10 protein-coding genes are annotated in these 12,105 nt (G+C 66.0%); 7 read left to right on the forward strand and 3 right to left on the reverse strand.

Translation table 11 applies throughout. From position 1 onward, the window contains the following. Nucleotides 1-18 precede the first annotated feature (18 nt). Nucleotides 19-573 carry a dihydrofolate reductase family protein gene (locus ACWBU6_RS06515; RefSeq protein ID WP_452648011.1) on the forward strand — a complete coding sequence of 185 codons (555 nt, stop codon included), beginning with the start codon at nt 19-21 and terminating at the stop codon, nt 571-573. A gap of 4 nt (nt 574-577) precedes the next feature. Next, nucleotides 578-1,027: an N-acetyltransferase family protein gene (locus ACWBU6_RS06520; protein ID WP_452648012.1), complete on the forward strand. Its 450-nt coding sequence runs from the start codon at nt 578-580 to the stop codon at nt 1,025-1,027. Nucleotides 1,028-1,107: 80 nt separating this feature from the next. Here ACWBU6_RS06520 and ACWBU6_RS06525 read toward each other — a convergent pair whose 3' ends face one another. Continuing rightward, nucleotides 1,108-2,271: a zinc-dependent alcohol dehydrogenase gene (locus ACWBU6_RS06525; protein WP_452648013.1), complete on the reverse strand. Its 1,164-nt coding sequence runs from the start codon at nt 2,269-2,271 to the stop codon at nt 1,108-1,110. A gap of 287 nt (nt 2,272-2,558) precedes the next feature. Here ACWBU6_RS06525 and ruvB point away from each other — a divergent pair, with 287 nt between their 5' ends. From ruvB to ACWBU6_RS06545, 4 genes are all read left to right on the forward strand, one after another. Beyond that, entirely contained in the window at nt 2,559-3,614 is a 1,056-nt protein-coding gene (gene ruvB, locus ACWBU6_RS06530) for a Holliday junction branch migration DNA helicase RuvB (protein ID WP_452648014.1), read from the forward strand. Beyond that, on the forward strand, nt 3,607-4,371 hold the full coding sequence (locus ACWBU6_RS06535) for a glutaminyl-peptide cyclotransferase (protein ID WP_452648015.1): 765 nt from the start codon (nt 3,607-3,609) through the stop codon (nt 4,369-4,371). Before ruvB ends, ACWBU6_RS06535 begins: the two co-directional genes overlap by 8 nt. A 76-nt stretch (nt 4,372-4,447) precedes the next feature. Then, a complete protein-coding gene (locus tag ACWBU6_RS06540) occupies nt 4,448-7,963 on the forward strand; it encodes a response regulator (protein WP_452648016.1) in 3,516 nt (1,171 codons plus the stop codon). Nucleotides 7,964-7,971: 8 nt separating this feature from the next. Then, complete coding sequence (locus ACWBU6_RS06545) at nt 7,972-9,480, forward strand: ATP-binding protein (protein WP_452648017.1); 1,509 nt, start codon at nt 7,972-7,974, stop codon at nt 9,478-9,480. A 19-nt stretch (nt 9,481-9,499) separates the two neighbouring features. Here the strand turns inward: ACWBU6_RS06545 and ACWBU6_RS06550 are convergent, their stop codons facing one another. Continuing rightward, nucleotides 9,500-10,357, reverse strand: coding sequence for a sterol desaturase family protein (locus tag ACWBU6_RS06550; RefSeq protein ID WP_452648018.1), 858 nt, complete (start codon nt 10,355-10,357; stop codon nt 9,500-9,502). An 84-nt stretch (nt 10,358-10,441) separates the two neighbouring features. Between ACWBU6_RS06550 and ACWBU6_RS06555 the strand changes: the two genes are divergently transcribed. After that, nucleotides 10,442-11,119: a Crp/Fnr family transcriptional regulator gene (locus tag ACWBU6_RS06555; RefSeq protein WP_452648019.1), complete on the forward strand. Its 678-nt coding sequence runs from the start codon at nt 10,442-10,444 to the stop codon at nt 11,117-11,119. Nucleotides 11,120-11,125: 6 nt separating this feature from the next. Here ACWBU6_RS06555 and ACWBU6_RS06560 read toward each other — a convergent pair whose 3' ends face one another. Next, nucleotides 11,126-12,049 carry a LysR family transcriptional regulator gene (locus ACWBU6_RS06560; protein WP_452648020.1) on the reverse strand — a complete coding sequence of 308 codons (924 nt, stop codon included), beginning with the start codon at nt 12,047-12,049 and terminating at the stop codon, nt 11,126-11,128. Nucleotides 12,050-12,105 lie beyond the last annotated feature (56 nt).

Raw genomic sequence — 12,105 nt, forward strand, 5'->3', positions numbered from 1 at the left:
ATCGGCGTCAAAAGCTAAATGAAGACTCAATTTTTTACAGCCACCAGCCTTGACGGCTTCATCGCAACCGAGGACGACTCGCTCGACTGGCTGTTCCCGCTCGGTGATGTCAACGACAGCAGCTATCCGGAATTCATTGCCCAGGTGGGGGCCATTGCCATGGGCGCCACCACTTACGAGTGGATGCTGCGCAATGCCGATACGGTGGCGGCAGAGGTGGGCGCGCCCTGGCCCTATACGCAACCGACCTGGGTATTCTCTTCGCGCGAGCTGCCGGCCATTCCCGGCGCCGACCTGCGTTTCGTGAAAGGCGATGTGCGGCCGGTTCACGATGCCATGCGCGAGGCCGCGGGTAGCAAGAACCTCTGGATCGTGGGCGGCGGCGACCTTGCAGGTCAATTCCATGACGCCGGGCTGTTGGATGAGATGATCGTGCAGGTCGGTTCGGTCACGCTGGGGCAGGGTAAACCGCTGTTCCCGCGCCGCCTGACGAACCCGCCGTTGTCGTTGCAGTCGGCGCGCAAGATCGGCTCCGGCCTCGTGGAATTACGCTACCTGGTGCAAAAACATTGAACATATGCTAATCCGTCCTTATCAAACATCCGATTGGCAGGGAATCTGCCTGGTGCACGACGCGGCACGCAAATTCGAGCTGGCGGCCAGCGGCTTGGCCGACGCCTTTCTGACGCTGGAGGAAACCGGCGAGGAGGAGGGCCTGTTCGATGCCACCTTGCTGGTGGCGGAAGTCGACGGCGAAGTGGCCGGCTTTGCAGGTTTTACCGATGACGAAGTCACTTGGCTGTACGTCGATCCTGCGCGTTATCGCCAGGGCATTGGCCGCGCGCTGCTGGACGCGGTGTTGCGCGCAGCCGGCAAGTCCTTGTCGCTCGATGTGCTGGTTGGGAACACGGCAGCGCTGTCACTTTACCAAAGCGCAGGTTTCAGGATTATCGACACGATCAGCGGCAAGCTGGCAGGCAATGAGCAATTCGCCGCGACAGCGCATGTTCTCCATTATTCGAATTGACAGGCGATTCGCGACGATCATGGCAGCGCGGGGAACCGCAACCAGCAGGCAGGAAGCCAAGCTGAACAGCTTGTCGTGCGCTAGCCAGGCCGCAGGATCACCTTGCGGCATTCCTCCTCCTTCTTGTCGAAGATGCGATAGCCCTGCGCCGCCTGTTCAAGCGGCAGGCGGTGGGTGATGATGGTTTCGGGATGCAGCTTGCCTTCGCCGATGAATTCCAGCAGTTCCGGCATGAAGCGCTGTACGTGTGTCTGGCCCATCTTGAAGCTGATGCCTTTGTCGAAGGCGTCGCCAAACAGGAAGCCGTGGATGAACCCCGAGTACACGCCTGGCACGCTGACCGTGCCGCCGCGCCGGACGGCAGCAATGCACTGGCGTAGCGCGGCGCCGCTGCTGCCTTCGAGCTTGATGGCCGTCAGGGCCGTCTCCAGCGCGCTGCCCTTGGCTTCAAAGCCGACGGCGTCGATCACCGCATCCACGCCGCGCGAGGCGGTGTTGTCGATGATGTATTCGGCGGCGTCCACTTCATCGAAATTGATCGGAATCGCGCCATAGGCCTGGCGTGCAAAGTCGAGCCGGTAGCCGTTATGGTCGACCATGAAGATGGTGTCCACGCCCAGCATGCGGGCGCAGGCCGCCGCCATCAGGCCTACCGGGCCGGCGCCGTAGATTGCCAGGCTGTCGCCCGGCCCGACGCTGGCGTTCAACACGGCCTGGTAGCCGGTCGGCAGGATATCGCTCAGGAACAGCACCTGTTCGTCGTCGAGTGCGTCGGGGATGCGGATCGGGCCGACGTTGGCTTTCGGCACCCGCACGTATTCGGCCTGTCCGCCGGGCATGCCGCCGTACAGGTGGGTGTAGCCGAACATGGCTGCGCCCGGGCGCAGGCCTTTCCTGTTCAAGATGGCGCCGCGGTCGGGATTGGTGGTCTCGCAGGCGGAGAACAATTGGCGCTCGCAGAAAAAGCAATTGCCGCAGGCAATCACGAAAGGCACCACCACCCGGTCGCCCCTGGCCAGCGCGCTGACGCCGGGCCCCGCATCTTCGACGATGCCCATGAACTCGTGGCCGAGAATATCGCCTTCATGCATGGCCGGCACCTTACCGCGGTAGAGGTGCAGGTCCGAGCCGCAGATGGCGGTGGCGGTAATGCGCAGGATGACGTCGTCCGGTTCCTGCAGGATGGGATCGGGCACCGTGTCCACCTGGACATCATGTGCGGAATGGTAGGTGAGGGCGCGCATGACAAGCTCCTTGGGTTTGCATTGCGCCAGTATCGACACCACAGCCTGCGCGCCAAGCGGCGCGCGCGCCGTGCCGGTGTAGGCGCAAGCCTGCAAGGCCGGGCATGCTAGACTTTGGCGAACCTTCGACGAGCACTGGGCATGACTATTCGACAACTGTGGGCGGCACCGCTGGGCCTGCAGACGAAATGCAGCGAAACGGCGAACACGGCCGCTTCCAACATGAAGTAAGGCCCGGGCCGCCCGGCCTTGATAAAATCATGCCCTGAACCTAATTCCGACCCGGCATGAGTATCCAAACCGACAATTTCACCGAGCAGCGCATCATCGATGCGGCGCCATCGTCCCCGAACGAGGAGGCCATCGAGCGCGCGCTGCGCCCCAAGCACCTCGATGAATATGTCGGGCAGTCCAAGATCCGCGACCAGCTCGAAATCTTCATTTCGGCGGCCCGCAAGCGCAGCGAGGCGCTGGACCATACCTTGCTGTTCGGGCCTCCCGGCCTGGGCAAGACCACCCTGGCCAATATCATCGCGCGCGAAATGGGGGTCAACCTGCGCCAGACTTCCGGCCCGGTGCTGGAGCGCCCGGGCGACCTGGCGGCGATCCTGACCAACCTGGAGGCGAACGATGTCCTGTTCATCGACGAGATCCATCGCCTGTCTCCTGTGGTCGAGGAAATCCTGTACCCGGCGCTGGAGGACTACCAGATCGACATCATGATCGGCGAGGGCCCGGCGGCGCGCAGCGTCAAGCTGGACCTGCAGCCCTTCACCCTGGTCGGCGCCACTACCCGCGCCGGCATGCTGACCAACCCGCTGCGCGACCGCTTCGGCATCGTGGCGCGGCTGGAGTTCTACAGCACCGATGAACTGGCGAAGATCGTCGCCCGCAGCGCCGCCCTGCTGAAGGCGAATATCGACGATGGCGGCGCGCTGGAAATCGCGCGCCGCGCGCGCGGCACGCCGCGCATCGCCAACCGCCTGCTGCGCCGCGTGCGCGATTACGCGGAAGTGAAGGGCAACGGCGACATCACGCGCGAGCTGGCCGACGCGGCGCTGCGCATGCTCGACGTCGACCATGTAGGCTTTGACGTGATGGACCGCAAGCTGCTGGAAGCGGTGCTGTACAAATTCGGCGGCGGTCCGGTCGGCATCGGCAACCTGGCGGCGGCCATCGGCGAGGCGGCCGACACGATCGAGGACGTGCTGGAACCCTACCTGATCCAGCAGGGCTTCCTGCAGCGCACGCCGCGCGGCCGTGTCGCCACGGCGCAGGCCTACCAGCATTTTGGCGTGACCCCGCCGCGCAGCAGCGCCACCGGAGACTTGTGGGATGCGTAAGCTGGCGGCGCTGGGCGCGGCGGCGCTGGCCGCGCAAATCGCATCGGCGGCCGTGCCGGTGCAGGGCTACTCGATCAAGGCGGCTTACCCGCACGATCCGCAAGCGTTCACCCAGGGGCTGTTCTTCAAGGACGGCTTCCTGTGGGAGAGCACCGGCCAGTACGGCGCGTCTTCGGTGCGCAAGGTGGAGCTGGCCACCGGCAAGGTGTTGCAGAAGCGCGACCTGCCGGAAAAGGTGTTCGGCGAGGGCATTGCGCCGCACGGCGACAGTATCGTCGGCATCACCTGGATGAACCAGGCCGGCTATGTCATGGACCAGGGCAGCCTGGCGATCAAGGGCACTTTCAATTACCTGGGCGAGGGCTGGGGCCTGACCAGCGATGGCGAGCGGCTGTACATGAGCGACGGCACGCCGGAAATCCGCGTGCTCGACCCGAAGAACTTCGCCGAGCAGCGCCGCATCAAGGTCACTGCCGACGGCCAGCCGCTGGCGCAGATCAATGAGCTGGAATGGGTGGATGGGCAGATTTTTGCCAACGTCTGGCAGTCCGACCGCATTGCCCGCATCGACCCGTCCAGCGGCCGCGTCGTGGGGTGGATCGACTTGTCCGGGCTGGCCGCCACTGCCAGGGCGGGCAATGATGTCGACAATGTCCTGAACGGCATCGCCTACGACGCCAAATCGCGCCGCCTGTTCGTGACCGGCAAGCGCTGGCCCAAGCTGTTCGAAATCGTCCTGCGGCCGCACAAGAAATAGTAATTGTCGGTAGGCTTGCTTCATGGAGTTTTCCGCGCAAGAATAGGGTGAAAACCCAGCCTTGCGGAGGCTCGCCGTGCTCGCACGTTCCAGCAGCTTGTTCTGGAAGCTGTTCCTGCCAATCGCCTTGCTGCTGGCCGGCTGCGGTCTGGTCATTTCGGCATTATTGCCAATCCTGGTCAGCGAGAATGCGGAGCGCGATGCCGTGGATGCGGCGCAGGCCACGGTGCGGCAATTCCTCCTGCTGCGCAAGTACTACACCGAAAACGTGGCCGCGCGCGTGCTGGCGCAGTCGGAGATGCAGGTGGACCCCGACTACCGCAGCAAGGCAAACGCCATCCCGCTGCCGGCCACCATGATCCACGACCTGAGCGCCTTGATGCAGGGCGGCGGCACCACGGTCAAGCTGTACAGCCCATTTCCCTTCCCGCAGCGGCGCGAGCGCGCCAGCGACCAGTTCGCGCAGGATGCCTGGAACTACCTGCAGAAGGCCCCGGACGGCGTCTTCTCCCGCACCGAGACCGTGCATGGCCGCAGCACGGTGCGCGTGGCGCTGGCCGACCGCATGAGCGCGCAAGCTTGCGTGTCCTGCCACAACAGCCACCCGCAAAGCCCGAAGACCGACTGGCAGCTGGGCGACGTGCGCGGCGTACTGGAGGTCAATTCCACGCGCGAGGTGGCCAGCGCCACACGCATCGTCAGCTGGGTGCTGGCCGCTTTCTGCGCCGTGCTGGTATTGGTGGCGGTGGCGCTGCGCGTGTTTTACCAGCGCAATGTGGCGCAGCCGCTGCACCGGGCACTGGCATCGGCGCGCGCGCTGGCCGATTCACGCGCCGGCCATGTGGCGGCGGTGCAGGCCGTGGCAAGCGGCGACCTTGGTCATGATTTCGCGCCGGGGCCGCTGCCGCAGCTGGACCTGGCGGGCGTGGCGCATGACGAGGCGGGCGACCTGCTGCTGTCGGTGGCGGCGCTGGCCGAATCGCAGCGCAGCTTTGACCAGGCCTTCGCCAGGATGACCGAGGCGCTGCGCGCCAGCAACATCGCCGAGCGCGCGCGCGATTGGCTCAAGTCCAGCCAGAACGAGCTCAATACGGTAATGCGCGGCGAGCAGGAGCTGGCCGTGTTCGGGCAGCGCATCCTGGACTTCCTGGCGCAGCGCCTGGAGGCGCGGGTGGGGGCGTTGTATGTCGACGAAGGGCTGGGGGCGGGCATGTGCCTGCTGGCCGGCTACGGCCTGGCGCAGGAGCGGCATGCGGCGCGCGTGGTGCCGGGCGAGGGATTGGCCGGGCAGGCCATCCGCGACGGCAGGCGCATGCTGGTCAGCGAGGCGCCGCCGGGCTACCTGGAAATCGGTTCCGCCCTGGGCCGCGCGCAGCCTTGCTGCGTGCTGGTGCTGCCGCTGCAACACGGGCGCAGCATGGTGGGGGTGCTGGAACTGGGCGCCTTCCGCCGCTTCAGCGACAAAGAGCTGGCTTTTCTCGACCTGGGCGCGGAGGCCATCGCGATCGGGCTGGAAGTGAACATCACGCGCCACCGCACGCGCGCCTTGCTGGCGGAGACGGCGCAGCAGGCGGAGGAATTGCGGGTGCAGCAGGAGGAGCTCCAGCAAAGCAATGCGGAACTGGAAGAGCGCGCCGACCTGCTGGAACGGCAGCGCGAGGAGATCCAGCGCGTGAGCGCCTACAAGAGCGAGTTCATGGCCAATATGTCGCATGAGCTGCGCACGCCTTTGAATTCCATGCTGATCCTGTCGGCGCTGCTGAAAGAGAACAAGGCGCAAAACCTGAACGAGCGGCAGCTGGAGTATGCCGGCACCATCCACCATGCCGGGCGCGACCTGCTGAACCTGATCAACGATATCCTGGACCTGGCCAAGATGGAGGCCGGCAAGGTGGAGCTGAACATCGAGCCGGTGGAGCTGGCCGGCCTGTGCGACGACCTGCTGGCGCAATTCCAGCCGCAGGCGCAGCAGAAGGGGCTGGCATTGCAGGTCGAACGCCTGCCCGGTACGCCGGCGGCGGCGATGATGGATGGGCAGCGCGTGCAGCAGGTGCTGCGCAACCTGCTGGCCAATGCCCTCAAGTTCACGCACCAGGGCAGCGTGGCGCTGCGCGTGTCGGTGGCGGGCGAGCAGCTGTCGTTTGCGGTCAGCGACACGGGCATCGGCGTGCCGGCCGATAAGCAGGTGGCCATCTTCGAAGCGTTCCGCCAGGCAGACGGCAGCATCAGCCGGCATTACGGCGGCACGGGACTGGGCCTGTCGATTTCGCTCCAGCTGGCGCGCACCATGGGCGGTGCCCTGCACCTGCACAGCGTGGAAGGGGAAGGCAGTACCTTCACGTTCATGCTGCCGCTGCAGCCCGGCGCCGGCGAGGAGCGGGGCGGCGCGGCGGAGCCGGCACCGGCGGCCGCCGCGCGGCCCGTCCCGGCCGGGGACGACGGCGCGCGCCGCATCCTGATCGTGGAAGACGATCCCTTCTTCGCCAGCCTGTTGGCAGACTTCGTGCGTGACCGCGGCTATACGCCGCTGGTGGCGCCGGATGGAGAGCAGGGCTTGCACCTGGCGCGGCATGAAGCGCCGCATGCCGTGCTGCTGGACGTGATGATGGCGCGCATGGACGGCTGGGAGGTGATGCGCGAGCTGCGCGCCGATCCGCGCACCAGCCACCTGCCGGTGCACTTCATCTCATGCCTGGGCGAAATCCAACGTGCACGTGACCTGGGGGCGCTTGGCTTGGTGACCAAGCCGGTCAGCCCGGAGCAGCTGGCGCAGGTCTTCGACACCATCGAACAGGCCTGGGCCAGCGCGCTGAAACGGGTGCTGGTGGTGGAGGACGACGAGAGCCAGTCGAGCAGTCTGGCCGCGCTGCTGGCGGGGCGGGACGTGGAAGTGGTGCGCAGCAAGTCCGGCCATGAGGCACTGGATTTGCTGGTGCACGGCCACTTCGACGGCATGGTGCTGGACCTGGGCCTGCAGGACATGTCCGGCTACGAAGTGCTGGAGGCAATGCAGGCCACACCTGGGCTGCGCCACCTGCCGGTGGTCATCCACTCCGGCCAGGACCTGACGCGCGATCAGCTGCGCATGCTGAACCATTACGCGCGCAGCGTGATCGTCAAGGGCGCGCACAGCCCCGAGCGGCTGCTGGGCGAAGTGCAGCTGTTCCTGCACAGCGTGGAGCAGGGCGGCCATGACGCGCAGCCGGAAGCCTTTGCCCTTGCAGGCAGCAAGGTGCTGGTGGTGGATGACGATATGCGCAACCTGTTCTCGCTGGCCAGCCTGCTCGGCGACCGCGGGGTGCAGGTGCTGGAAGCGGAAAACGGCCTTGAGGCGCTGGCCCGGCTGGAGGCGGAAAGCAAGGTCGACGCGGTGCTGATGGATATAATGATGCCGCAGATGGATGGCTACGAAGCGATGCGCCGCATCCGTGCCGATGCCCGCTTCAGGGACTTGCCCATCATCGCGATGACCGCCAAGGCGATGCCGGGCGACCATCAGCATTGCCTGGAGGCGGGAGCCAGCGATTACCTCGCCAAGCCGATCGATACCGCGCAGCTGCTGTCGCTGCTGCGGGTCTGGATAAGACGCTAGGGGAGCGCATGGAACTGAACATCCCGGTGCTGCTGGTCGACGACCGAGCGGAGAACCTGACGGCACTGGAAGCATTGCTGGAAGATATGCCGCTGCCGCTGCACCTGGTCAAGGCCATGTCCGGCAACGAAGCCTTGCGCCAGTCGCTCCGGCAGGACTTCGCGCTGGTGCTGCTGGACGTGCAGATGCCGGAGATGGACGGCCTGGAGACGGCCGAACTGCTGCGCGCCAATCCGCGCACCCGCCACCTGCCCATCATCTTTGTCACGGCCGGCCTGCATGACCGGGTACGCCAGTTCAAGGGCTATGAGATGGGGGCGGTGGACTTCCTCAACAAGCCGATCGAGCCGGCCGTGCTGCGCAACAAGGTGGCCGTGCTGTGCGAGCTGTATGCCAAGGTGCAGGAGCGCACGCAAGCCCTGCACGAATCGGAGCGGCGCCTGCGCATGGTGATCGACAGCGCCTGCGAAGCCTTCATCGCCACCGACAGCCAGGGTGTTGTCACCGACTGGAATAACGCTGCGGAAGACCTGTTTGGCTGGCGCCGCGACGAGATGCTGGGCCAGCCGGCAAGCAAGGTCCTGCTGCCGGCGCAGGAGTGCAGCCAGCGTGCACGCCACCGTACGGGGCGCGAATTCGATGTCGAAGTGTCGCAGTGGCAGGTGCCGCAATCGCAGCCGCCCGCTTTTGCGGCGCTGGTGCGCGACGTCACGCAGCGCAAGCAGGCCGAGGAGGCGCGCAGTTGCGAGCTGCGCCAGGCCTTGCAGCAGATCGTCGAACAGGAAAAGATGGTGGCGCTGGGCGGCATCGTGGCCGGCGTGGCGCACGAACTGAACACGCCGGTCGGTAACCTGGTGCTGCTGGCATCGACCTTGCGCGACCGTGTCGGTGAGCTGGCCGACAACGCGCTGGCCGGCAAGCTGACGCGCTCCTGCCTGGTCCAGTCGGCAGGCGAATGCCGCCAGGCGAGCGAAGTGCTGATCCGCAGCGCCGACCGGGCGCGCGAGCTGATCGAGAGTTTCAAGAACGTGGCGGTGGACCAGACCAGCCAGCGCCGGCGCCAGTTCGACCTGCATGCCTGCCTGCACGACATCCTGGTCACGCTGGGACGCATGATGCGCCAGGCGAATGTGACGGCCGAGCTGCAGGTGCCGCCCGGTGTGCTGATGGATTCCTATCCCGGCCACCTGGAACAGATCCTCAACAACCTGATCGTCAACTCCATTTTGCACGGCTTTGAAGGGCGCGGCTGCGGCAAGGTGTCGATCGCCGCCAGCGTGGCCGGCGACCATGTGCTGCTGGTCTACAGCGACGACGGCGCCGGCATCGCGCCGGAACTGCAGCAGAAAATCTTCGAACCCTTCTTCTCGACCAAGGTCGGCGCCGGCGGCTCCGGCCTTGGCATGTACATCGTGAATAACCTGGTATGCGGCGCGTTGCAGGGCAGCGTCAGCCTGGCCAGTGCACCGGGCCATGGCGTGCGGTTTGAATTCAGGTTGCCGCTGGCGGCCGGCTGACCCTTTCCCGCAACCGGCCCTATTCGTCGCTGTAGATCTTGCCGCCGGATTTGAGGGCGCTGCACTCGCGCTGCGACTGGAGCAAGGGGTAGAACATCTGCCTGTCCCAACGCTCCGCGCCGAACAGCTGGTCGTCGCGCAGGCCGACTTCGGCGGGGTAGCGGCGCGTGATGTGGGCGGTGCCGAACAGCACGTCCCAGAAGAACAGCAGGTTGCCGAAGTTGCCCTTGTAATGGCCGATGCCGTCGGCATTGGTGAGGGCGTGGTGGGCACGGTGGGTGGCCGGGGTGGAAATGGTGCGCTCCACCACCCACATCAAGGGGCGCAGCGCGCGGATCTTGTATAGCGGTTCGTCCCAGGCCCAGGCGCAGTGCGCGCCCAGGATCACGGTCTGCTTGACGACGATATAGGCGAAATACATCCAGCCGCAACCCAGGTAGAGCATGGCGCCGGCAAACCAGATGCCCGGCATCATCAGGTAGTAAAAGAAGTTGTTGCGGTAGGTGATGCGAATGCTCATATAGGACGCCGAATGGTGGGCCCGGTGCAGCGGCCACAGCTTCGGCGAATGCGAGATGCGGTGCCACCAGTACTGCGTCATGTCGTCGCCCACCAGCAGCAGGCCGGCCCAGGCCCACCCGGGCAATCCGGCCCAGGCACCGCGCATGCCGGGCGCCAGCCATTGGCCCAGCGCGCCGGTGGCCAGCAGGATCAGCGGCTGGGTGAGCGCCAGCAGGCTGACAGTCATCCCCGCTTCCAGCGCGGTATCATTGGCGCTGGCGTGCACCGTGTCGCGGTAGCGGCGGCTGGCGATTTCCGCCATGGCAAGGCCCGCGATCACCAGTGCGAGCAGCGCGTACATCGTGTAGTTGTCCATATGCGGGTCTCCTTTGGCATCCATGATGCAGGGGCGCGCCGGCGAAGATTGTTCAATTGCGGGCAATTCGGGATCTTTTTTTGCATGCAGATATTCTTCAACAACCCCTGGTTTGCGCGCTTGCCGGCGGCGCAGGCCGGCGCCTTGCTGGCCGTCACGCGCAGGGTGCGCCTGGCGCAGGGCGAGGTGCTCTACCTGCAGGGAGAGCGGGCGGGCGGGGCGCAGGACGGGCTGTGGGGCGTGCTGCGCGGCGCGGTGCGCCTGTCGGTCGTGCATGCGGACGGCAACGAAGCCATCGTCACCATGGCCGAAGCGGGCAACTGGTTCGGCGAAACGGCGCTGCTGGCGGACTTGCCGCGCAGCGCCACGGCTACGGCGCAGGAAGAGAGCGAACTGCTGGCGGTCAGCGCCGACCGCTTTATCCTCCTGATGCAGGACGTGGTGTTTGCCAATGCCATGGCGCGGCTGGAAGCGGAGCGGCTGCACGCGGCCTTTGGCCTGGTGGCCGACATGGCGCTGCACAGCACCCGTACCCGCCTGGCGCGGCGCCTGCTGATGATGGCGCGCGGCGACCTGACCCAGGCTGCCAGCACGCGCGCCAGCATCAGCGCTTCGCAGGACCAGATCGCCATGATGCTGGGTGTCGGGCGCACCACCCTGAACCGGGAATTGCAGGCGCTGGCGCGCTCGGGCGCGATCGCCCTGCGTTACGGGCAGATCGAGCTGCGCGACCTGCAGGCATTGCGCGCTGCCGCGGCCTGAGGGGCGTCACTGCCGCGGCATTTCGGTGCCGGCCAGCTGCGCCAGGATTTCGCGCGCCGCCTGCAGCACGCGCTGCGCGCCGGGCGACAGGGTGCGGCCGCGCAGGCGGATGGTGGCAATGTCGGCCCACAGCGGCGGCAGCGGCACCTGCACCTGCGCCAGCCTGCCCTCGGCAGCCGCCTCGGCCAGCGCCGCATGGCTTGAGATCAGCAGCAGATCGCTTTCGGCCACCACGTCGACCAGGGTGTGCACGCTGTCGCAACTGAGCATGATGGGCAGGTCGCGTCCGGGCGGCAGGCGGAACAGCTTGTTCATCTGCGTCATCAGCACTTCCGGGATGGTGGGCGCCGCCATGCCGTAGGGCAGCAGCTCGGGCGGGGTGACGTCGGCGCGTCCCAGCAGCGGATGGCCGGGGCGGCAGTAGATGCCGCCGTACTGCCGGCATTCGTGGGTGATGATCAGGTCTTCGGCCGGTTCGATCAGGCGCACGTCGGACATGAAAAACTCCATTTCCTCGCCGCGCAGGTGGTCCACCAGGTAGGTCGAGGTATTGATGGTGACCGACAGGCTGATGCCCGGCTGGTCGGCGCGCACCTGGCGCAGCATGCGCGGCAGCAGGGCGCCCGAATGCAGGGGGCCGATGCCGAAGGCCACGTGGCCGCTGTCGCCATTTCGCAACAAGGACAAATCGTGCTCCATGTTGCGTACATCAAACAGCAGGCGCCGCGCGTGGTTGAAGAAGGCGGCGCCGGCCACCGTCACGGCCACGTTGCGGTTGCCGCGGTCAAACAGCAGGAAGCCCAGCTCTTCCTCCAGGGTTTGCACGGCGCGCGACAGGGCGGGCTGGCTGAGATTAATCTTCTCTGCGGCGCGCACGAAATTGCCTTCGTCGGCCACGGCCAGGGCGTAACGCAAGCGCTTGAAATCCATGAAATACCTCTTGTATGCGAAATATGCATTGTGCGGATAAATACAATGCATTGGAC

It is taken from the genome of Pseudoduganella sp. HUAS MS19, from assembly GCF_053615455.1.

Excerpts from the sequence above, each read along its gene's own strand:
- ACWBU6_RS06515 (WP_452648011.1), top strand. The coding sequence starts at position 19 with ATGAAGACTCAATTTTTTACAGCCACCAGCCTTGACGGCTTCATCGCA.
- ACWBU6_RS06520 (WP_452648012.1), top strand. The coding sequence starts at position 578 with ATGCTAATCCGTCCTTATCAAACATCCGATTGGCAGGGAATCTGCCTG.
- ACWBU6_RS06525 (WP_452648013.1), bottom strand. The coding sequence starts at position 2,271 with ATGCGCGCCCTCACCTACCATTCCGCACATGATGTCCAGGTGGACACG.
- ruvB (WP_452648014.1), top strand. The coding sequence starts at position 2,559 with ATGAGTATCCAAACCGACAATTTCACCGAGCAGCGCATCATCGATGCG.
- ACWBU6_RS06535 (WP_452648015.1), top strand. The coding sequence starts at position 3,607 with ATGCGTAAGCTGGCGGCGCTGGGCGCGGCGGCGCTGGCCGCGCAAATC.
- ACWBU6_RS06545 (WP_452648017.1), top strand. The coding sequence starts at position 7,972 with ATGGAACTGAACATCCCGGTGCTGCTGGTCGACGACCGAGCGGAGAAC.
- ACWBU6_RS06550 (WP_452648018.1), bottom strand. The coding sequence starts at position 10,357 with ATGGACAACTACACGATGTACGCGCTGCTCGCACTGGTGATCGCGGGC.
- ACWBU6_RS06555 (WP_452648019.1), top strand. The coding sequence starts at position 10,442 with ATGCAGATATTCTTCAACAACCCCTGGTTTGCGCGCTTGCCGGCGGCG.
- ACWBU6_RS06560 (WP_452648020.1), bottom strand. The coding sequence starts at position 12,049 with ATGGATTTCAAGCGCTTGCGTTACGCCCTGGCCGTGGCCGACGAAGGC.